This is a genomic window from Chitinophaga vietnamensis, assembly GCF_902167635.1.
GTDB lineage: Bacteria > Bacteroidota > Bacteroidia > Chitinophagales > Chitinophagaceae > Chitinophaga > Chitinophaga vietnamensis.
This window is the reverse complement of the sequence record NZ_CABHMS010000012.1, coordinates 1-22,894: the sequence shown is the minus strand read 5'-3', so window position 1 is coordinate 22,894 and position 22,894 is coordinate 1. Positions and strand designations below refer to the sequence as shown.

Here is a 22,894-nt window from a genome sequence, read left to right as displayed (position 1 = left end):
ACTATTCACCAAATGGCAGAAACTAAAAATAAAGCCACTACACCGCCGGTAGATCAGGATTTCGATCTGCAGGCATCTATGCACAGAGCTGAAGATTTCTATACCAAAAACAAAAATGTTATCAATATTGCGCTCCTGGCAATAGTGGTAGTAGTAGGCGGTTTCTTTGCTTACAATCGTTTTATCAAACAACCTAATGAGAACAAAGCGCAGGAAATGGTGTTCCACGCACAGAACTACTTCGCTGTTGACTCTTTCAAACTGGCGCTCAACGGCGACGGTAACAACTACGGTTTTCTGCAGGTGATCAACAAATATGGCGGCACCAAAGCCGGCAACCTCGCCAAATACAGCGCAGGCGTATGTTACATCCGCCTCGGTGAATACCAGAAAGGTATCGATATGCTGAAATCCTTCAGCGCTACCGATCTGCTGCTGCAACCCGCTGCCTATGGCCTCATCGGTGATGCCTACATGGAACTGAACAACACCAATGAAGGTATTGAATACTACAAGAAAGCCGGTCACTATAACGATAACGAACTCACTTCTCCTGTATACCTGTTCCGCGCCGGTATGGCCCTGGAAAAAGCAGGCAAACCACAGGATGCTATCGCTATCTACAAAGAGATCAAAGAGAAATTCCCGCTCTCTAACGAAGGCAGGGATATGGATAAATACCTCGCCAGACTGGGCGACGTTAAGAACTAAGCTACAGTTTTCAGCGTGGTACCGCAACCCGCGCTGCTGCGCTGAAAGCTGGTCCAAAATCCGATTATGTCTGAAAATAATAAAAGCTTATTAAATGATGCTGGCATTCTCAACCTGGAGGATGCCAGTGTTGTTATGGTGTACACCGAATGGAACGACGCCATCGTCAACGAACTGGCAGCAGGCTGCCAAAGATCGCTGACGCAATACAACGTATCGAAAGTGAACAGGATCGTAGTGCCCGGCGCCTTTGAGCTGCCCTACGCCTGCAAACAATATTGGGAAGCCACCAAAGGCACCGGCAACCAGCCTGGCGCTATTATTGCGTTTGGTTGCGTGATCCGCGGAGAAACCCCGCATTTCGACTACGTGTGCAAGGCCGTAACAGAAGGGATACTGCAACTGAACTTGCAGTTACCCGTTCCCGTTATATTCGGTATCTTAACAGTAGATAATGAACAACAGGCGCTCGACAGGCTCGGTGGCGCGCACGGACACAAAGGAGAAGAAGCCGCCATCACCGCCCTGAAGATGATCGCCCTGCAAAGAGCATTGGCAAAGAGTTAAAATATCAAGATGAACGTACAGTTATTCATACCGTGTTTTGTAGATCAGCTGTTCCCGGAAACAGCATTCAATATGGTGAAAGTGCTGGAAAAACTGGGCTGTAATGTGATGTATAATACAGACCAGACCTGCTGCGGCCAGCCAGCCTTCAACGCCGGCTATCACGACGAATGCAGATCGGTAGCGAATAAATTTGTAAAGGACTTTCATACCTTCGACTACATCGTTGCGCCCAGCGGCTCCTGCACCGGCTTTGTACGCAACTACTACAGCAAATTGTTTGATAATTCCGCTGCTCATAATGAAGTGAAACTCCTGAAGAAAAACCTCTACGAGTTCACCGAATTCCTCACGGAAGTATTGCATGTGACCGACCTCGGCGCCACCCTCAACGGTGTAGGCACCTACCACGATGCCTGCGGCGCCCTGCGCGAATGCGGCATCAAACAAGGACCCCGCCAGCTGCTCGAAAAAGTGAAAGGCCTGGAACTGCGTGAAATGAACGATTGCGAAGTGTGCTGCGGTTTCGGCGGTACCTTCTCCGTAAAGTTCGAACCCATCTCCATCGGTATGGGAGAACAGAAAGTCAATAACGCCGTTAACAGTGGCGCCGATTATCTCATCTCCACCGATCTTTCCTGTCTCATGCACCTCGACGGCTATATCCGCAAGCACGGCACCAATATCAAGATCATGCATATCGCAGATGTATTGGCCAGCGGCTGGTGATCTGCTCCGTCAGTTCTCACAATCAAAAATTACAAGATGAATTACTGGCTCGTGAAGTCTGAACCATTCAAGTATTCCTGGGATCAGTTTGTGAAAGATAAAGTAACATTCTGGGACGGAGTGCGTAACTACGCCGCCCGCAATAACCTCAGGGCTATGAAAAAAGGCGACCAGGTATTGTTCTATCATAGCAATGAAGGCCTCGCCGTAGTAGGCCTGGCGCAGGTAGCCAAGGAAGCCTATCAGGATCCTACCACCACCGATACCAATTGGGTAGTGGTAGACCTCAAGCCGGTAAAGGCTTTCAAGGAACCTGTGACCCTCGCCACTATCAAGGCCGATAAAAGACTGGCGAATATGTCGCTGGTGCGCATTGGCCGCCTCTCCGTATGCGATGTGAAGCCGGAAGAGTTTGAAGCCATTATGGAACTGGGCAAGATGAAATAATATGAAACCAAGACTGGTAGTACTTACAGGCGCCGGTATCAGCGCAGAGAGCGGCCTCCGTACCTTCCGCGATTCCGATGGATTGTGGGAAGGCTACGATGTATATGAAGTAGCATCGCCCGATGGCTGGCAAAAGAATCCCGGTCTTGTGCTCGACTTCTACAACAGTCGCCGCCGCGATGTGATGAACGTGCAGCCTAACGCCGCCCACACCGGCCTCGCACTGCTGGAACAACGATACGATGTAAGGGTGATCACTCAAAACATCGACGACCTCCACGAGCGTGGCGGCTCTACACAAGTGATACACCTGCATGGCGAGATATTCAAGATGCGCAGTGTAAACGATCCTGCGGCGTACCGCACCATGGATATCCGCGATGATATCCGCCTGGGCGACCTTGCCCCCGATGGTGGCCAGCTCCGGCCACACATCGTATGGTTCGGCGAACCCGTGCCCATGATCGAAGATGCACTGCGTGAAGTGATGCAGGCTGATATCTTTGTAGTGGTAGGCACTTCGCTGAATGTATATCCTGCCGCGGGTTTGCTTCATCACGTGGGGCCTGCAGTACCGAAATATATTATCGACAAGAAGATACCAGCCGTAGACGGGCTGGATCAGCTCATTCTCATAGAAAAGCCTGCCACAGCGGGTGTACAGGAATTGATCTCTCTCTTGTTATAAAAAAATAGCCCCCCGTTTGTTGCGGGGGGCATCACATTTCCTTTCACTCAGGGCGAGTTTACCATAGGAAACATTTCTTTATTCGAAACTCTCCTCGAACCTGATATCAAATTCTTCCAGTTCCTTCAGCACCGGGTTATAGATCTCCGGTAATACTGGTATCTGCAATCCTTTCAATGTTATTTTTTCCTGCATGATCAGTTTGGCCATGATGCCCAGTGGCAGGCCTACTGTTTTGGCCATCGCGGTGCGCACATTGTCTTCCCCTTGCGTGATCATGTAAGCATGCATGCGGGTGGCCATGTTGCGGCGTTCGAACTCTATCTCGTGCATCATCACGATCATGTCTTTGTCTGAAGGCTCCATGCGCAGTTTATCTTCCACGATGTGCTGCAATACGCTGGCATTGGTTTGTTCGCCGAGGTTAATGGTATCGCCGTTGAGCAGTCCCAAGAACTTGAGTTGGCGGATCACTTTCGACTTGCTGCTCACGCCGAGGTGGTGGGCGATGGCTTCATCATGCGGGGCTTGTTTATCGCCTTTGATATGTTGCGAGGCCCATTTGAAATAGGAGAGATGATCCGTTTGTATTTTGTGATGATCATCTGTCAGGCCCAGCTTCACCAGTGCGTTCCAGCCTTCGCAGAAGTCGGGGAAGCGCAGGGTGGCCCGCATAAAGGTAGCAATATCCTGGAGTTTATAGGCATCCATATAGGCGAGTGAATCGCGGTTGGGGTAGTAGGCCAGTTTGCCGAGGCCGGGTACCTGTATGGTTTTGGAGTGATCGAACAGTTGTTCGTAACTGAGTTCCTTCACCTTTCCTTTTTCTTTGTAGGTAGCGCCGGAACTGCCTGCCAGCACGATGTTGCGGGCATTCCAGGATATTTTATATTGCCAAGGATTATCGTTGCTATCGGGCGAAATGAGCCCGCCACAGTAAGATTTGAAGGAAAATATCTGGCCGCCTTTCTTCTCGATGGAGTGGATGAGTTTCATGGCGGACATATGATCGATGCCGGGATCGAGGCCCATTTCATACATGAAAAGGAGGCCGGCTTTTTCAATATCTTTTTCCAGCTTGCGTACTTCGGGATCGATGTAGGAAGCGGTGAGGAGGTGTTTGCCGAAATGCAGGCAGTCCTTGGCTACAGTGATATGCAGGGCTGCCGGGAGTAATGAGATAACGAGGTCTGTTTCCTGGATGAGTTGCTGGCGGGCTGCCTGGTTTTTGATATCCAGTTCCACCGGGGTTGCGTAATAAGATTTACCTGTTTTTGATTTGATAAGCATGAGATCATGGTCCGCCACCGTGATGTGCCACTTCTGCCGGGGAGCATTCGTCAGCAGGTAATCTATAAGACTGGTCGCGGATTTACCTGCACCAAACAACAAAATGTTTCTCATAGTTCTTTTTAGAAAAGTGGTTAAGAATCAGGGGAATAACAGCAATTTTGACACTTATGTTCGAATCTGCCTGCTAGTTTGGATTTGATCCTGAAAGAATTAATGTTTTCCGTTGATTCGATGTATTGATTATCATAGGGTTAGAAACAAATAGTTTGCCAATATTTTATTTCTTATATATCTTCAAAAAGAGACATATCAAATAAAAAGTAAAATTACGGCATTTGTATTAATAACGCTGAATGCCGGTAAATGGTTGTATGCCATAGCGCTATTTAATCATATAACGATCCTGCTATATAACCCTTATTCACTATGATCAATTTTATTCACATTTATTGATTTTTAGGCTGTAATAAGGCCTGAAATGGCTATATTTGCCTTTATTTGTTTTCAGCAGAAAAATCTGTAAATCAACACTAAATGACAGAGCATACGGAAAATCAGCAGGAAGGGAAAATTATCCAGATTAATATCGAGGAGCAGATGAAAACGGCATACATCGACTACTCGATGTCGGTGATCGTAGGCCGTGCGCTGCCTGATGTGAGAGACGGTTTGAAACCCGTACACCGCAGGGTCCTTTTCGGTATGAATGAATTGGGTAACCACAGTAACAAACCTTACAAGAAGTCTGCCCGTGTGGTGGGTGACGTAATGGGTAAGTATCACCCGCATGGCGATGCTTCTATCTACGATACCATCGTACGTATGGCGCAGCCCTGGAGCCTTCGCTACATGCTGGTAGATGGCCAGGGTAACTTCGGTTCGGTAGATGGCGACATGCCCGCAGCGATGCGTTATACCGAGGTCCGTTTGCAACGTATGGCAGAAGCCATGCTGGAAGACATTGAAAAAGAAACAGTGGATTTCTCCCTCAACTTCGACGATACCCTGGAAGAACCTACGGTATTGCCTACACGTATTCCGCACCTGCTTGTCAATGGCGCCTCCGGTATCGCAGTAGGTATGGCCACCAACATCATGCCCCACAACCTCACCGAAGTGGTGGATGGCTGTATCGCCTACATCGACAACAGAGAGATCACTGTAGAGGAACTGATCAAACACGTGAAAGCGCCCGATTTCCCTACAGGTGGCATCATCTATGGTTTCGACGGCGTGAAACAAGGCTTTGAAACCGGCCGCGGAAGGGTAGTGGTACGTGGCAAGATCACTTCAGAAATCTCTAAAGCAGGCCGTGAAAGACTCGTGATTTATGAGCTGCCTTACCAGATCAACAAAGCCATGCTGCACCAGAAAATTGCACAGCTGGTGAACGACAAGATCATCGAAGGCATCTCCGATGTACGCGACGAGAGCGACCGCGAAGGTATGCGCCTTGTGATAGACCTGAAACGTGAGGCGATCCCCAACGTTATCATCAACCAGTTATACAAATACTCCGAACTGCAAACATCTTTCGGTATCAACAACGTGGCGCTGGTGAAAGGTCGTCCACGCATCCTGAACCTGAGAGATATCATCGCAGAATTTATCGACTTCCGTCATGAAGTGGTAGTGAGAAGAACACGCTTCGATCTGCGCAAAGCGGAAGAGAAAGCGCACATCCTGCAAGGCTACCTGATCGCGCTGGATCACCTGGATGAGGTGATCGCATTGATCCGCGCCGCCGCCACGCCGGAAGAAGCGAAAGATGGTTTGATGAGCAGCTTCGGATTATCGGAGATACAATCCAAAGCCATACTGGAACTGCGTTTGCAACGTTTAACAGGCATGGAGCGCGACAAGATCCGCGCGGAATATGAGGATGTGATGAAACTGATCGCTTACCTGAAAGACGTGCTCAATGATGAATCCCTTCGTATGAAGATCATCAAGGAAGAGCTGGAAGATGTGAAGAAGAAATTCGGCGACGAACGTAAAACCGAAATTCAATACCTCGCCAGTGAGATGAGGATTGAAGATATCATTGCCGAAGAAGATGTGGTGATCACCATTTCACATTTGGGATATATCAAACGTACTTCTGCGTTCGACTACCGCCAGCAGAAGCGCGGCGGCCGTGGCGCCATCGGCGGCAGAACACGTGATGAAGATTTCATCGAGCACCTGTTCGTGGCCTCTACGCACCACACCATGCTGTTCTTCACAGAAAAAGGACGCTGCTATTGGCTGAAAGTATATGAGATCCCTGAAGGTGAGAAGAACGGTAAAGGCCGTGCGATCCAGAACATGATCCAGCTGCCGACCGACGATAAGATCCGTGCGATCATCGACATCAAAGACCTGGGTGATAAAGATTTCATCAATAACCACTATATTGTACTCTGTACCAAGAACGGTATCATCAAAAAAACCCTGCTGGAAGAGTTCTCCCGTCCACGTCAGAATGGTGTGAACGCTATTACCATCAACGAAGGCGACCAGCTGCTGGAAGCCAAGCTCACTACCGGCGACAGCCAGATCATGATGGCCATTCAGAGTGGCCGTGCGATCCGTTTCCCGGAAGTAACCGTACGTGACACCGGCCGCGGCGCCATCGGCGTGAGAGGCATCGAGGTGGACAACGACAAGGACGAGGTAGTTGGTATGATTTGTGTTGACAAGGACGATGCGTCTAGAACGGTGCTGGTGGTGTCTGAGAAAGGTTACGGAAAGCGTACCAATATCGAGGAATACCGCATCACCAACAGAGGTGGTAAAGGGGTGAAGACCATCAATATCACTGAAAAAACAGGTAACCTGATCGCCATCCTCGATGTAACAGAGAAGCATGACCTGATGATTACCTGCAAATCCGGTATCACCATCCGTATGGCGGTAGCCGATATCCGCGAAGCTGGCCGCGCCACACAAGGCGTACGCCTGATCCGCCTGGATGATAACGATGAGATTGCAGCTGTAGCCCGCCTGGATGAACAGGAGGAAGAGACCACCGACGCGTTGCCGGAAGGTGAAACCAACACCCCGGACATCACTGCCGACGCTAACGGTGAAGAGCCTGTAACTGAAGAATAGTGCAACTTTGGCCGGATGAGCCATGCTCGTCCGGCCAATAAAAAATAAATATGATCAGCTCTTAGTGGTAACTATATCTCTGGTTGTATTGCATATTGTATTCACACCATACTCTTAAAGTAATCAGCAAAAAAAACACAGACAACATGAAAAAATTATTGGTATCTGTTCTTTTATGTTCTTCTGCTGTATCTGTGATGGCACAGAAAGCAAAAGTGAGCAGTGCAGAGGAAAACCTGAAAAAGCAAGATCTGGAGAAGGCCAAAGCAGATATTGATGCCGCTTTGCAGAACGACAAAACCAAAAACGACGCCAAAACATGGATGGTGGATGGTAAAGTACTGGAAGCAATGGGCACCAAAACCAAAAACCCTGCTCTGGCTGTAGAAGCATTCAACGCTTTTAAAAAATCACTGGAAATTGAACCTAACCAGAAAACTGCCGCCCTGGAACTGAACGGACCTATGTTCAACGTGTATGCCACTGTTGCCAACGCAGGTTACGCCAATCTCAACGAGCAGAAATGGGATTCTTCTCTCCTCAACTTCAAAAAAGCTTTTGAAGTAGCCGATTTCTACAACAGCAAAAACCTCGGTGGCAGCATCCCTACTGATACTGCCCTGACCTTCTACACCGGCTACGCAGCTAACCAGGCTAACCAGAAAGCAGATGCTTTCACTTACCTGAAAAAAGCGGCTGACCTGCAATTCAAAGCTGAGCCTGCACTGTACGTGATCCTCGGCCAGCTGTATGAAGAAAAAGGCGACCAGGCTGGTTGGTTAAAAGCCATCGAACAAGGTAAAGCATTATTCCCTAAGGATAAACGCTTCAACGATATGGAAATGGTGTACTACACCAAAACCGGCAAAACTGCTGAGTTGATGGGCATGCTCGAGAAAAAGATCGCTGAAAATCCCAAAGATGAAGCTGCACTGCTCGACTACGCCATCCGTGTAGACAATCTCGCCAATCCCCGCGATGAAAAAGGCAACGACGCACCGAAACCAGCTAACTACGAAGAGCTGATCGGCAAAGCAGAAGGCGCTTACAAAAAAGTACTGGAACTGAATCCGGCCGATGCTACCGCTAACTTCCAGCTGGGTGCACTGTACTTCAACAAAGCGGTTGTATTCAACAAAGAACTCAACAGCCTCGATAGCAAACAGCAAACGTCTCCTAAAGCAAAAGAACTGCAAGGTAAAGTAGAAGGCCTGATGAACCAGGCATTACCTTTCTTCGAAAAAGCTGATGCAGGCTTCTCTTCCAAAGGCAGCAGCCTGGATGCCGGCGACAAACAGACTTACGAAAGCTGCTTGTATGCACTGCAAAAAATCTACGCGATCAAGAACCAGACCGCTAAAGTAGAAGAAGTTAAAAAGAAACTGGATGCACTGAAATAAGCTGCACCCTCAAGAATAGGAACGCCCCCCGCTGTAGCGGGGCTTTATCGCGAAGGTTGTCTTGGCTCAGGATTATAATGATTGAAGATTACAGGATTTTTACAGATTGTAAAAAAAGGATTCGCGAAGATCAATTCGAATCGATCTTCGCGAATCCTTTTTAATCTTTATTAATCCTGTAAAAAATCCTGGTAACCAATCATTATAATCCTGAGCACAACTTCGCGCAAAATTCCGTCCAGACGCAAGCCTGGACGGAACATTAACTCAAACGCTGTATAGCTGGGATTAAGCAGCTTTTTTAGCAGGCTTTTCAGCTTTAGCAGCTTTCTTAGCAGGAGCTTTTTTAGTTGTGTCAGCAGCAGGTTTTGCAGCTTCAGTTTTTGCTTTTTCTTTTTTTGCAGGTTTAGCAGCAGGAGCTTGTGCAAAAGAAGTAGCAGAAAACAGTACTACTGCTACAGCGGCGATCAGGCTTTTTTTCATGATGTTTGTCTTTTAGAATGATAGATAAATAAAAAATGTTTCAGAGTTCGTGAGGTAAATTTACAGGCAGTATCGACGTTTGATTCCCAGGTTTCGATGAACAGGGTATTACTGTCGTTGAACAAGGGAAATCGGACGGTCATTTGATAGCCTGCACATTACCCGTACGCTTCAAAACGCCCCATCCTTGTGCGTTTCCTTGAATAGCCCTGCGTATAGAACGGAACAATACCACATACATCAGCTGACGGTAAACCAGCTTCTGAGGAATCATCCATACGAGCTTTGACAGCGGCGCTTTTTCAAAGAGAAAAGCTACAGTGGCCACCAGCAGGTCTACTACCATGAACAGGATATAGAAGAACAGTATCTTGTGCATGCCTGCGGGATCGTGGCGGTTCCAGATAAGGCTCCATATCAGCATCAGATCGGCGAGTGGGGCCAGTATTGGCAACAATACCTGGAAGATCACGATGTTAGGCAAGGATATCAATCCTAATGCTTTATAGGCAGGATTGAAGCAGGCATCAATATTTTTACGGCAGCTCTGCATGATACCATAGCTCCAGCGGAAACGCTGTTTCATGAACTGTTGCATCGTTTCAGGCGCCTCGGTCATGGCCACGGCTTCCGTGCAGTTACGTACAATATAGCCGGCTCTCAGGATGCGGATGGTGAGGTCGCAGTCTTCTGCGAGCGTGTCCGTGGTGAAGCCACCCGCCTCATTGATCGCCTGTTTGCTGAAAGCCCCGATAGCGCCGGGTACCACGGTGATACCATTCACAAGGTCGAGTGCGCGGCGGTCGAAGTTCTGTGCCGTGATATATTCAATAGATTGCCACCTGGCCAGCAGGGTAGTTTCATTCCCTACTTTCACATTGCCGGCAACGGCGCCTACTTTATCAGACTGGAATTTTTTCATGAGCTGTGCAACGGCGTCGGCATAAAGTTGTGTATCGGCATCGATACAAACAACGTAGTCGTATTGTGCTTGCGCAATACCGAAGTTGAGCGCGCTGGCCTTGCCACCATTGGGTTTGGTGAGCACCTTCACCAAGGGATGCTGACCGAAATCCTTGTGCACTAACGCATAAGTATCATCTTTTGATCCATCATCTACAAAGATGATCTCAAACAGGGGATATTGTTGTTGCAGCAGGTTATGCAATGTTTTTACGGCATTGACGGATTCGTTGTAGGCCGGTACGATGATCGATACGCCCGGTTGTTTCGTTGAGGCGGTACCGTTAGCATGTCTTTTCTCCCTGATATACTGTATGACGGCCAGTATCAGCATGAGCAATATTTTCGTGAGGCCAAGTATGATCGCAAGCCAGAAGGCGGCTTGCAGGAAACGGCCCAGCCAGAAGAAGACGACGGCCACAGTACCGTTCATCGCGATCATGCTGTTGTGTACGGGCGGCATTACTTCATCACGTTTTTTGTGAAGCAGATCCGCCACGGTGGTGAAGGCTACGCCTTTTGATTTGAAGTAGTGTATGATGCGCGGTAAAGCCGCTACAGTAGCGCTTCTGTCGCCACCGGCATCATGCAGCAGGATGATACCTTTTTCCGGATTGGCTTCATATTGATCCACTACGCGCTGATAGATGGTGTCGGCCTCAACGCCGGGTTCCCAGTCTTCCGGATCAATACTTTCCCCGATAGTATAGTAATTATTTTGTTTGCTGAGCGCAATGGGTTTGAGTTCTTCCGGTGTAGTAGGCTCGGCATCGGCGTTGTAGGGCGCACGGAACAGCACCGTGCTACGGCCGGTGGTAGCTTCTATCAGCAGCCTGGTGGCATTGATCTCGGTATTGGCGCGTTCCGGGCTGATGGCCGCGATGTTCGGATGCGTGAATGTGTGGTTGCCGATCTCGTGGCCGCTGGCGTATATCTTCTTCAGCAGTGGCAGGTTGTTTTCTGCGTTGATACCTACGATGAAGAATGCGGCAGGCACCTTTTCTTGTTGCAGTATCTTCAGTATCTGCGGGGTGTAGGTTGCATCGGGGCCATCATCGAAAGTGAGGATGACCTGTTTCTTTACCTGCCCGGATCTTCTGATCACGTAGCCGGTAGGCAGTTGTTGATAGTCCTGCGCCTCGATGATGTTGTTGGCAGTATCCGGCTGGATGTGGATGATACCATCCTGCGGGGTGTTGATCACATCCAGTATCTCGCCATCGCCGATATAGTCGGGCTTGGCGCTGGATGCCTGGATGCCGGAGAGATTATTGAAGTTGAAGGGCAGGCGTTGCAGGGCGGCATTGTCGAGCCGACGGTAGTAGAAGCGCCACAGGCGGGCGTCTTCAGAGCCGAGGCGCCACAGTGCGGTGCCTGCTGCGCCATATTCATCTGCGAAGCGGAGCGTGTTGAAATTGCCTGCGGCATCCATGAACTGAACATGGTGAAGAACGCCGCCGTCATCCGTATAATCAAAGTGACAGTTGTAGGTGTCGCTGTCGAACTGCACCTTTGCGTGATAGCGGTTGGCAAGCGACAATGCTTCCTGGTAGGTAACGGTGACGCCTTCACCCTGCTCAGGCCAATCGTAGCCGTAGCCGGCGATGCACAGCACGATCTTGTTAGCGGGCATCTTGTGTGCGGCTTCGTCCAGTATCTTTTCTATCCATCTCTCTTCACTAACGGGACCGGCTACACTGGTAGTGAAGTGCTGATCGTATCCCATCAGGAAGATATAATCATTGTATTGAGAGAGCTGGCGCAGATCGTAGTCGGTATTGTTGGGCACCACATCCTGCGTTACGAGCAGCCCTTCTTTGTGCAGGCGTGTATAGAGTTCCCGCTGAAAGGCCACCAGCGAGGCGTCTGTCTTCCCGTCAAATTCTTCAAAATCTATGTTGATACCTTGCAGGTGATACTGGTGCAGGTATTTGAGGATGTCATTGATGAGGCGTTCCCGTTTATTGGTGTTGTCGAGGATACGGCGCAGGATGCCGCTTTCAAAATCGCCATTATCTTTATCGGGGTTGATATTGTTCACCAGCGGCAGAATGGCTACATGGTGTTGCTGCATCAGTTGCAGGGCGGCGGTATCAATTTCGGGGCGCAGGGTATCGGTAGCGGGATCGATAAAGAACCATTCCGGTACTACCGTATTCATCTTGTCGATGTTAGTCTGTAAGGAGTAGAATGATTGCGGATCCCAGTCGACATAAAAGCCTGCGCGGATGGTTTTGATGGAATCGCCGTTGACCATGGCATTCATGCCGGCTTTGCGGTTCTTGTATTCCAGTATGTCCTCAAATCCTTTATAGGTGCCGGCTTCTTTCTTTGACAGCGCGGTAGGCCGGAGGGGGTGGGCCAGTTTCTTGTAGCTGGTGCTTTCGCCCTGCAAAGAGGGAAGGCCAGGGGTATAATTGTTGCGGAGCGCCAGCCACACGATACCGCCCATGAGCACCAGCAGCACGAGTACCAGGCGGGTAACCCACAGGAAGGTGCGCCAGCGGAGCGGGGAAGCGGTTTGGAATACTTGTTTGCCGTTAGTCATATGTCCGGTTATTTTTTTACTTGATCTGATACAAAGGTAGATACGAATAAAGCGGCGCGAAGGTTCTTGTCGATGTACAGGCGGAGTTAGTCGGTGAGATGGGGTGGATGGGCGTTTATTACGCAGTTCCTTATCACATTGCCCTGCCGCTTACAGCATGAGGCTCATAGCTTCTTGTACAGCCTGTAGCGACAGCTGTTTCAGCGTTTCGAAATGATCTTTCACAATGGCTGCGTGATAGTTATTTTCATGGAGTTGTTCCAGCTCTTCGAGGATAGGGTAGAGATGGGATTCCAGTCCGATGAAAGACACCGTTGTTTTGAGGTTATGTGCGGTTTCGCGGATGCCGGCGATATCATCTGCGCTGATGGCCTTTTTGAGGGCGGTGAGATCTTCCGGTAATTGGGAGATGAACTGTTCGAGCATGGTATGCTCGAATTGTTTATCGCCTTTGGAGAGATCGCGGAGGTACTGCATGCTCACGAGGTGCGTGCCGTTTTCGTGATGCTGATGATTGATGAGTGAGATATCTTTGCCGGGCAGTTTGCCGGTGAACACCTGTATCATGCGATAGAGTTCCTGTTCCTGTATAGGTTTGGAGATATATTCGTTCATGCCCATCTGCAGGCATTTTTCACGTTCTCCGGCCATAGCGTGGGCGGTCATGGCGATGACGGGGATATTGGAATGCATTTCCGTGCGCAGCTTTTGCACGGTGGTATAGCCGTCCATTTCCGGCATCTGGATATCCATGAGTACGAGGTCGAAATTATTTTTCTCGAGAGCCTGGAGCGCTTCGCGGCCATTATTGACCAGTTTATATTGCAGTTGCCAGGTGTTGAGCAGGTGGCGGAGCAGGTGCTGGTTCAGGCGGTTGTCTTCTGCTACTAACAGTCTTACGTCCGGATGCAGCGACAGTGGCTCATTTTCGACATCCTCGCTCACATTCTCCGGCAGCAGGTCGCTGATGGTATAGGGCAGTTCCACTTTGAAAGTGGCGCCTTCGCCGGGTTTGCTTTCAACGGAGATGAATCCGTTTTGCAGTTCCACCAGTTGTTTCACGATGGTGAGTCCGAGGCCGGTGCCGCCGTATTTGCGGGTGGTGGAGGCTTCCGCCTGGTGGAAGCGGTCGAAGATCGTAGCCTGTTTGGCCGCATCGATGCCGATGCCGGTATCACTAACGGTGAAGAGTAAACGTACCGCATGGTCTTCCTGCCAGCTTTTGGTTACATGCAGCGATACTTCTCCCTCGGCGGTGAATTTGATAGCATTGCTCGTGAGGTTCACCAGCACCTGTGTGAGGCGGGTAACGTCTCCATATAAAATATCGGGCATTGTTTCATCGGCCGTAACATGCAGGGCGAGGCGCTTTTCTTCTGCTTTGGGGCGGAAGAGCGTATATACGGAGTGCAGCACGCCGCGCAGGCTGAAGGCGGTGCCTTCGATGCGCATCATGCCGGATTCTATCTTGGAGATGTCGAGGATATCATTGATGATCTCCAGCAGGTTTTGCCCGGCGCCTTCGATGGCGCTGACATATTCTTTTGACTTTTCGTTGAGGGGTTGTGCCTGTAGCAGGTGTGTGAAGCCCAGCACGGCGTTCATGGGGGTGCGGATCTCATGGCTCATATTCGCCAGGAACTGGTCTTTCACGGCGGCGAGTTTCTTTTCTTTCTTCTGTGATTCGTCGAGCGCTTCGATGAGTTGTTCCTGCCGGTGAATGCGGCTGGTGATATAGAGGAATGCCAACAAACTGGTGAGGCAGGCAAAGAATACGAGCACGGTGCCCCAGCTCTGAGCTTTTTGTCCGCTGGTATCGATGAGATGCGTGGTGCGGTTCACTTCTGTTTGCCGGGTGGAGTCGAGTTGATGGAGAATAGCCGTGATGGCTTCTCCCAGGCGTTTGCCTTTCTGGTTGTTGATCAGCCTTTCAGCGGCCCATTTACCTTTGCTGTAGAGGGTGTCGAGTACCTGTACGTTGAAGCTGTTCTTTTCATCTACCAGGTAATTCAACTGGGTGAGCAGCTTTTCGGTGCTGTCGTTTTTTACGATCTTGTTGATCTCTTTGAGATCGGCTTTGATCACAGCGATCTCGGCTTCGATGCCGGTGATGTGCATGGTGTCCTGCGATATCACGGTGCCGCGTACTTTGCTGTCGGTTTTGGCCATGCTGGTTTGCAGCTTCTGTAACTCGTTCTTCACATTGAGTTCCTGCAGGAGCTGTTCGTTGCCGGAAATAAGTTTGCGGATATTTTTTGCGGAGTTAAACTGCAGCACAATAAATAGTATCATGCCTGTGATGAACAGGCCCAGGAGATAATATTTGATTCTTTTTGGCTGCATGACAGTTTATATACGCTGATACAGGAAAGCCGGTTCAAGTTACAACAATATCATTATACGGGGCAGAGGATGTTATTCTGCATGGTTGTCCATCCGGGTATAGGAAATCACGGCGCCTGTGATGAAAAAGAGGCTGGCGATCACCAGTAGTAAGGCTTTCAGCATATGATGCTGAAAGGGGCTGCTTAATTCATACAGGGAGAGATAAGTGCTCCCCACCATGAAAGCAATGAAGCAGGAGAAAACAATAGACCACTTCGTTTTCATTTTGGGATTTTTTGATTTACAGATTTAGGAATTTACGATAAATCCGTAAATCCCTAAATCCGTAAATCCGAAAATAATTATTTGGTTTTTGGTGCAGCAGCAGCATCTTTCTTTTCAGCTGGTTTAGCGTGATGTTTGTGATGCGCTGGTTTTTTTGCAGTAGTATCTGCTGCTTCCTTTTTAGTTTCTTTTTTGGCAGGCTTGGTTGTCTGTGCAAAAGATGACACACTTACTAACAACATTGCCGCAGCCAACAGAACGCTTAACTTTTTCATGGTTGTAAACTTTTTATTGTGATCAATTACGTTGACAATATAAAGATACACAGGCCATTAAAGCATAGGGACCGGGAATGGTTCAACAGGCATTAGCTGTCGGTAAAGGAGGGAAAACTGTCGGTGGGGTATAAACATGCGGCCCTTAGGGGGCCGCACTATAATAGCTTCAACCGATTAGTAAGCGCAGCTTTATACGCATCCGCAATAGGGATGGAATGATTGCGGATGATGATCGTCCCGTCTTCTATCGATTCAATTTTGTCGAGGGCAACGATATAAGAACGGTGTACACGCATGAACCGGCTTGCCGGCAGCTTCTCCTCCAGGGATTTGAGCGTGGTATGGATCGCGTGAAATTTCTGAGGGGTATATAGCTTCACATAGTCGCCCATGGCTTCGAGGAAGAGGATATCTTCCGTGAGGATGCGCTTCAGGACGCCGTTATCCCGGATGAATACAAATTCGGTATCAGATACCTGCAGCTCGCGGCTGCCGCTTTCGCAGATCTCGCGGGCTTTGTCGATCGCCTGAATGAAACGTGCGGGGCTCACTGGTTTGATGAGATAATCGGCTACATTTAATTCAAAGGCTTCAACAGCATAATCTTTTTTTACAGTGGTGAAGATGATAACAGGCGCTTTTTTGCCCAGGTTGCGCGTCAGCTCAAGGCCGCTCATACCAGGCATCTCGATATCCAGCAGGAGCAGGTCTATCTTTTCCTTCTGTAGAAAGTTATAGGCTTCCATGGCACTGCTGCATTCGCCGATCACCTGCAACTCGTCTACATGACTGGCCAATTGCTTCATGGCAGTGCGTGCCAGCTTATTATCATCTACGATCAAACAATTCATGCGGCTAATTTAACAACAAATCATAATATACAAACAGGTCAGTCGCAACTATGATGCAGTTTTTGTGCGGGCATGTTTGAGAAGTATGATTTACATTTGTAAGTATGAAGTGGTTTGTTTACATATTAAGCCTCTACATCGTGCTGCTGTCGTGCATCCCCTGCAACGACGCCGATGCGGCTGTAAGCAGATCCCGTTCCCGCATAGAGCAGGTAAGCTCTCATACCGACCACCAGCAGCAACTGGATTTCTGTTCGCCCTTGTGCGTTTGCAGCTGCTGCAATGTGCAGGTAACGCCAGCTTCCGCTACGCTCTTCCTTGCTATCTGTCAACAGGTAATATCCATCTCCTGTGATCTCCCCGTATACGCCCTTCCCTGCACTGCCACCGACGTTTGGCAGCCCCCTCAACTGGTGTAATGATTATTGATGACCGTTTCCGATGATGATCCGCCCTGGCGGACCCTCAGCGCTATCATTTATTTCATTACTCCTCTACCAGCATGGACAAGATCATTCGTTTTTCCATCCGGAATAAACTCGTCATAGGCGTACTCACGCTAGGACTCATTCTCTGGGGGATATGGTCGCTCGCCAAACTCCCCATCGACGCCGTACCTGATATCACGAATAACCAGGTGCAGGTGATTACACAGTCGCCCTCACTGGCGGCACAGGAAGTGGAAAGGCTCATTACCTTTCCCGTAGAACAGACCATGGCCCTGATTCCCGAGCTGAAAGAGATCAGGTCGATATCACGCTTTGGTTTGTCGGTGGTAACCATCGTTTTTCATGATGATGTAGATATTTACTGGGCCCGGCAACAGGTCAATGAAAAGCTGGGAGAAGCGAAGAGCAGTATCCCTGGCGGCATTGGCACGCCGGAGATGTCGCCCATTTCTTCCGGCCTGGGAGAGATCTACCAGTATGTGGTACATCCGGCCAAAGGCTATGAAAACAAATACGATGCCCGCGAGCTGCGTACCATACAGGATTGGTATGTGCGGCGTCAATTGCTTGGCACGCCTGGCATTGCGGAGGTCAACAGTTTCGGCGGGCTGCTGAAAGAATATGTGGTGGCCCTGAATCCGGATAAGTTGCGGAGTTATAATCTCAGCATCACCAATATATTCAACGCACTCGAAAAAAATAATCAAAACACTGGCGGCGCTTACATCGATAAGAAGCCCAATGCTTATTTCATCCGGAGTGAAGGATTGATCGGCAGTATAGCAGATATAGAGAAGATCGTGGTGAAAAGCACGCCCGGCGGCATTCCTGTGCTGATCCGCGATGTGGCCACCGTAGAGATAGGGCAGGCCAACCGTTACGGCGCGCTCACCCGTAATGCAGGAGGAGAAGCTGTTGGCGGCATTGTGATGATGCTCAAAGGCAAGAACTCCAACGAAGTGGTGAAAGCCGTCAAGGCGCGGATGGACCAGATCCGGAAAACGCTGCCCGAAGGCGTGGAAGTGACGCCCTTCCTGGATCGCAGCGAGTTCGTAGGCCGTGCCATTGGCACGGTGGAGAAGAACCTGGTAGAGGGTGCGCTCATCGTGATCTTTGTATTAGTGCTCTTCCTCGGCAATATGCGCGCAGGGCTGATCGTAGCCTCCGTAATACCTTTGTCGATGCTCTTTGCAGTAGCCATGATGAAACTGTTTGGCGTATCAGGCAACCTGATGAGCCTCGGCGCGATCGACTTCGGTCTTATCGTAGATGGCGCCGTGATCATAGTAGAGGCCACCTTGCATCACCTTGGCAGCCGCCAGGGTGGCCTGTTGCGGCTTACGCAGGCCGAGATGGATGAAGAGGTATTCGACAGCGCCCGCAAGATCCGCAGCGCCGCCGCTTTCGGCGAGATCATCATACTGATCGTTTATCTGCCCATCCTCGCGCTCACCGGCATCGAAGGCAAGATGTTCAAGCCCATGGCGCAAACCGTGTCATTCGCCATCCTCGGGGCTTTCATCCTGTCGCTCACCTATGTGCCGATGATGTCTGCTTTATTGCTCAGTAAAAAGATCAGCCATAAAACTACTATAGCGGACAAGATCATGCTTTTCTTTCACCGTTTGTATAGCCCGCTGATCAAAGGCGCCCTGCGCGCCAAAGCCCTGGTGGCGGGTTCCGCAGTGGCCCTTTTCGTGATCGCCCTCGTGGTGTTCGGGCGTATGGGCGGCGAGTTCATTCCAACATTGGAAGAAGGAGACTTTGCAGTAGAAACGAGGCTGCTCACCGGCAGCTCTTTGTCGGAAACGGTAGACAAAGTAACGAAAGCATCTGATATCCTGCTGAAGCAGTTCCCGGAGGTAAAAGAAGTGGTGGGCAAGATCGGCGCTGCCGAGATACCCACCGACCCGATGCCTATGGAATCATGCGACCTCACTATTTTGCTAAAGCCACGCAGGGAATGGACCAGCGCCGGCAGCCGCGAAGCGCTGGCCAATAAAATGCAGGAGGCGCTGGAAGCCATACCAGGCGTCAATTTCGGCTTCTCTCAACCGATACAGCTGCGCTTTAATGAATTGATCTCTGGCGTACGGCAGGATGTGGGCATCAAAATATTCGGGGAAGACCTCGATATGCTGGCATCGCTGGCGCAGAAGGTAGGCGGCATCGTAAGCCGCACCCCTGGCGCCAAAGACCTGTATGTAGAGCAGATCGGCGGCCTGCCGCAGATCGTGGTAGCTATCGACCGCAACAAGGTTGCCCAATACGGACTGGATATCGCCACCATCAATGAGGCCATCAATACAGCCTTTGCAGGGCAACGCGCCGGCCTGGTATACGAAGGGGAGAAGCGTTTCAGCCTGGTGGTGCGGCTCGATAAACAAAGCCGCCAGCAACTCAGCGATGTGCAAAATCTCTATATCACCGCACCCGACGGTAACCAGGTGCCCTTGCAACAGCTGGCGCAGGTATCGATGGTCAACGGTCCTAACCAGGTACAGCGCGAAGATGCCAAACGCCGCATCATCGTGGGTTTCAACGTTCGTGGCCGTGATATCGCCAGCGTGGTGAAGGAGATCGAGGCTACTATCGGCAAAGAACTGAAACTGCCTGCCGGTTATTTCATCCGTTATGGCGGCCAGTTTGAGAACCTGCGCGAAGCCAATCAGCGTTTATCCGTGGCCGTGCCCGTGGCCTTGCTGCTCATCTTCGTCCTGCTGTACTTCACTTTCAGCTCTGTAAAACAATCGCTGCTCATTTTCACCGCCATCCCGATGGCGGCCATCGGCGGCGTGTTTGCGCTGCTGGTCAGGGGCATGCCTTTCAGCATCTCCGCAGGAGTGGGATTCATTGCGCTGTTTGGCGTGGCGGTACTGAACGGCATTGTACTGATAGGAGAATTTAACCGCCTGAAGAAAGAAGGCATCAGCAGTCTGGAAACGATCGTACTAAAGGGAACGGCTATACGATTACGCCCCGTGCTCATGACCGCCTGTGTGGCGGCGCTGGGCTTCCTGCCCATGGCGCTGGCTACCAGCGCAGGCGCGGAAGTGCAGCGGCCTTTGGCTACAGTGGTCATCGGTGGCCTGGTAACCTCCACCTTGCTCACCCTGCTCGTATTGCCCTGCCTATATATCTATTTTGAAAAAGGATTTAAGAAATGAAAAAGATCATCATATGCCTGCTGTTGCCTTTTACAGCAGCGGGGCAATCCAACATACTCACCATGGAAGCCGCTGTGCAAACGGCTTTGCAGCAGAACAAAGGACTGCAATCCGCCGCTACGCAGGTAGATTATTACCGGCAGCTGGTACGCAGCAGCGCTGAGATACCTAAAACAGACGTGTCGTTGCAATACGGCCAGTACAACAGCTATGCGAAGAACGACAATAATTTCAGCATCACGCAGGCCATTCCTTTTCCTGCTGTCTTCGGCGCCAAACGGCAGCTCAACGAAGCGCAGGTAGAAAAAGCGCAGTGGTATAAGGCCACTACACAGAATGAGCTGGTATACCAGGTAAAACAATCCTACCTGCAATTGCTGTTCCTCAAAGAGCAACGGCAGCTGCTATTGCGCCAGGACAGCCTCTTTGCAGCCTTCGCCAAAAGCGCCGACCTGCGCTACCGCACGGGAGAGAGCCGCATGCTGGAAAAGACAGCCGCCGAAGCACGCCTCAACGAAGTACGGAATCTCCTCAAACAAAATGAGGCCGATAACAAAATATACGCTGCCCGCCTGCAATCATTGCTCGGCGGCGAGGCGGGCTTCACATTGTCGGAGGTAGCGCTACCTGCCGTGAAACCCGCTCAGCTGGCGGATTCCGCAGCCGTATCTTCCAATCCTTATCTACAATATCTCAAACAACAGATCGCTATCTCGCAAAAACAAAAGAGGGTATATAGCACGGCTATCTTGCCGGATTTTACAGTGGGATATTTTAACCAGTCGCTCATCGGTACTGCGCTGAATGCCAGCGGCACGCCGCTGGCAACGGGCAGCAACCGTTTCCAGGGATTTAATATCGGCGTGGCGTTGCCGCTCGTATGGGGCCCGATGAAAGCAAAGGTAAAGGCAGAAGAAAAACAGGTACAGGCAGCGAGCTTGAGTTATGATAATAACCTTATACAGCTGCAAAGCCAGTACCAGCAAGCCGTTCAGCAGTATGTGAAACAGCTCGCCAACCTGGAATACTATCACGCTACCGCTTTGCCCAATGCAGAGCTGATCCTGAAACAATCGCTCATGGCCTATGGCAGCGGCGAGATCGGCTATGCCGAACATTTCCTGAACCTGGAGCAGGTGCTGGGCATCCGGCAGGGTTATCTTCAAACATTACATGATGCCAAACAAGCCGAATATTTTATCGCTTATCTGGCAGGTCGTCAACTTTAAATACTTGTTTTATGCAGCTACTTAAAAAACATATATACGTTACCGTTATCCTATCAGGAGGCCTGCTGGCGCTGATTTCCTGCGGTGGCGCCAAAGAGAAGCCTGTTACCGCGCATCATGAAGAAGCGCCTAACACTGTAGAACTGAGCGCCCTGCAATTCCGTACGGCCGGCATCACCTTCGGGCAGCCGGAAGAGCGGGAGATCAGCAGCGCCGTGAAAGTGAATGGCATGCTGGATGTGCCGCCACAGCAGCTGGTCAGCGTGTCTGTACCAATGGGCGGTTTTATTAAACAAACTACTTTACTGCAAGGGATGCCGGTGAAGAAAGGACAGGTGATCGCCGTCCTCGAAAACCTCGACTACATTCAGTTACAGCAGGATTTCCTGGATGTGCGCAGTCAGCTCGAATATGCCAAAGCGGAATATGAACGTCAGCAGGAGCTGGCCCGCGAAAATGTGAATGCGCTTAAAACCTTGCAGCAGGCGAAAGCCACCTATCAATCGCTGACAGTGAAAGAAAATGGTTTGCAGCAGAAGTTAGGGTTGCTGAATATCAACCTGCCGCAATTGATAAAAGGCGGTATCCAGCGGACGGTAAACGTGTATGCGCCTATCAGCGGCTATGTGACGCAGGTGAATGTAAACCTCGGCCAGTTTGTGAATCCGGCCGATATCCTTTTTCGCATTGTTAATACCGAACATTTACATGCGGAATTGACGGTTTTTGAAAAAGATATTCCTAAATTAAAGATCGGGCAACAGGTACGTTTCACGCTCGCCAATGAAACCAGGGAACGGACGGCCACCGTGCACCTCATTGGCCGTGAGATCAGCCAGGAGCGCACTGTTCGCGTACATTGCCACCTGGACAAGGAAGATACCCAGCTGCTGCCAGGCACCTATCTGCAAGCCATGATAGAAACCGGCGCCGCCAAAGTAAAGGCATTGCCCGAAGCGGCAGTAGTGAACTTTGAGAACAAATCCTATGTTTTTGTGAAGAACAACAGCAGCGACAGTACCCATCATTTCACCATGACAGAAGTGCTGAAAGGCAATACAGAACAAGGTTACACAGAGGTGAACTTTTTGAAGGAGACGCCCGCTAATGATATTGTGGTGAAAGGCGCATACGACCTGCTGGCGAAAATGAAGAACAGTGGGGAAGAAGAAGGGCATTGATGAATGTTCCGCCCCGCTGGGGCGGACGTCTGGTGTTCATGCATTTGGTGCTACCAATATTTCGCCCCGCTGGGGCGATGGGTATGGTGATCATTCATTTCATCTACCAATATTATCGCCCCGCCGGGGCAATAATTAGCATCAGCTCCGCAGGAGCGATAGCCCGGTAGACCCGGGCGTAAGCCCGGGGACGGGGACGGGGATGGG

The 22,894-nt window shown here is 50.2% G+C and carries 18 protein-coding genes; 11 read left to right on the top strand and 7 right to left on the bottom strand.

The annotated features are described in order from the left end of the window. Positions 1–12: 12 nt before the first annotated feature. The 5 genes from FPG75_RS25185 (at position 13) to FPG75_RS25165 (ending at position 3,142) form a co-directional block, all read left to right on the top strand. A complete protein-coding gene (locus FPG75_RS25185) occupies positions 13–711 on the top strand; it encodes a tetratricopeptide repeat protein (protein ID WP_143310815.1) in 699 nt (232 codons plus the stop codon). A 66-nt stretch (positions 712–777) separates the two neighbouring features. Then, positions 778–1,278, top strand: a complete 501-nt coding sequence (gene ribH, locus FPG75_RS25180; RefSeq protein ID WP_143310814.1) for a 6,7-dimethyl-8-ribityllumazine synthase — start codon at positions 778–780, stop codon at positions 1,276–1,278. A gap of 9 nt (positions 1,279–1,287) precedes the next feature. Then, positions 1,288–2,007 carry a (Fe-S)-binding protein gene (locus FPG75_RS25175; RefSeq protein ID WP_143310813.1) on the top strand — a complete coding sequence of 240 codons (720 nt, stop codon included), beginning with the start codon at positions 1,288–1,290 and terminating at the stop codon, positions 2,005–2,007. Between the two features lie 36 nt (positions 2,008–2,043). After that, positions 2,044–2,454, top strand: coding sequence for an EVE domain-containing protein (locus FPG75_RS25170; protein WP_143310812.1), 411 nt, complete (start codon positions 2,044–2,046; stop codon positions 2,452–2,454). A gap of 1 nt (position 2,455) precedes the next feature. After that, a complete protein-coding gene (locus tag FPG75_RS25165) occupies positions 2,456–3,142 on the top strand; it encodes an SIR2 family NAD-dependent protein deacylase (protein WP_143310811.1) in 687 nt (228 codons plus the stop codon). A gap of 78 nt (positions 3,143–3,220) precedes the next feature. Here the strand turns inward: FPG75_RS25165 and FPG75_RS25160 are convergent, their stop codons facing one another. Continuing rightward, the gene (locus FPG75_RS25160; RefSeq protein ID WP_143310810.1) at positions 3,221–4,546 is read right to left on the bottom strand and encodes a saccharopine dehydrogenase C-terminal domain-containing protein; all 1,326 of its coding nucleotides are present in this window, start codon (positions 4,544–4,546) and stop codon (positions 3,221–3,223) included. A gap of 423 nt (positions 4,547–4,969) precedes the next feature. Between FPG75_RS25160 and gyrA the strand changes: the two genes are divergently transcribed. Continuing rightward, positions 4,970–7,528: a DNA gyrase subunit A gene (gene gyrA / locus FPG75_RS25155; protein ID WP_143310809.1), complete on the top strand. Its 2,559-nt coding sequence runs from the start codon at positions 4,970–4,972 to the stop codon at positions 7,526–7,528. Between the two features lie 146 nt (positions 7,529–7,674). Further along, a complete protein-coding gene (locus tag FPG75_RS25150; protein ID WP_143310808.1) occupies positions 7,675–8,928 on the top strand; it encodes a tetratricopeptide repeat protein in 1,254 nt (417 codons plus the stop codon). A 288-nt stretch (positions 8,929–9,216) separates the two neighbouring features. Here FPG75_RS25150 and FPG75_RS26180 read toward each other — a convergent pair whose 3' ends face one another. From FPG75_RS26180 to FPG75_RS25120, 6 genes are all read right to left on the bottom strand, one after another. After that, entirely contained in the window at positions 9,217–9,411 is a 195-nt protein-coding gene (locus tag FPG75_RS26180; RefSeq protein WP_201748012.1) for a hypothetical protein, read from the bottom strand. Positions 9,412–9,550: 139 nt separating this feature from the next. Then, a complete protein-coding gene (locus FPG75_RS25140) occupies positions 9,551–12,922 on the bottom strand; it encodes a glycosyltransferase (protein WP_143310807.1) in 3,372 nt (1,123 codons plus the stop codon). Between the two features lie 150 nt (positions 12,923–13,072). Then, positions 13,073–15,265, bottom strand: coding sequence for a hybrid sensor histidine kinase/response regulator (locus FPG75_RS25135; RefSeq protein WP_143310806.1), 2,193 nt, complete (start codon positions 15,263–15,265; stop codon positions 13,073–13,075). Between the two features lie 72 nt (positions 15,266–15,337). Continuing rightward, positions 15,338–15,532, bottom strand: coding sequence for a hypothetical protein (locus FPG75_RS25130; protein WP_143310805.1), 195 nt, complete (start codon positions 15,530–15,532; stop codon positions 15,338–15,340). Between the two features lie 77 nt (positions 15,533–15,609). Beyond that, positions 15,610–15,807, bottom strand: a complete 198-nt coding sequence (locus tag FPG75_RS25125; protein WP_143310804.1) for a hypothetical protein — start codon at positions 15,805–15,807, stop codon at positions 15,610–15,612. Positions 15,808–15,965: 158 nt separating this feature from the next. Then, a complete protein-coding gene (locus FPG75_RS25120) occupies positions 15,966–16,661 on the bottom strand; it encodes a LytR/AlgR family response regulator transcription factor (RefSeq protein WP_143310803.1) in 696 nt (231 codons plus the stop codon). Between the two features lie 104 nt (positions 16,662–16,765). On the opposite strand from FPG75_RS25120, the gene FPG75_RS25115 reads away from it, so the two are divergent. The 4 genes from FPG75_RS25115 (at position 16,766) to FPG75_RS25105 (ending at position 22,687) form a co-directional block, all read left to right on the top strand. Then, the gene (locus FPG75_RS25115; RefSeq protein ID WP_143310802.1) at positions 16,766–17,080 is read left to right on the top strand and encodes a DUF6660 family protein; all 315 of its coding nucleotides are present in this window, start codon (positions 16,766–16,768) and stop codon (positions 17,078–17,080) included. A gap of 83 nt (positions 17,081–17,163) precedes the next feature. Beyond that, positions 17,164–20,277, top strand: a complete 3,114-nt coding sequence (locus FPG75_RS25110) for an efflux RND transporter permease subunit (RefSeq protein ID WP_201748011.1) — start codon at positions 17,164–17,166, stop codon at positions 20,275–20,277. Then, on the top strand, positions 20,274–21,506 hold the full coding sequence (locus FPG75_RS26175) for a TolC family protein (protein ID WP_201748010.1): 1,233 nt from the start codon (positions 20,274–20,276) through the stop codon (positions 21,504–21,506). Before FPG75_RS25110 ends, FPG75_RS26175 begins: the two co-directional genes overlap by 4 nt. An 11-nt stretch (positions 21,507–21,517) precedes the next feature. Then, positions 21,518–22,687: an efflux RND transporter periplasmic adaptor subunit gene (locus tag FPG75_RS25105; RefSeq protein WP_143310801.1), complete on the top strand. Its 1,170-nt coding sequence runs from the start codon at positions 21,518–21,520 to the stop codon at positions 22,685–22,687. The last annotated feature ends 207 nt before the right edge of the window (positions 22,688–22,894 follow it).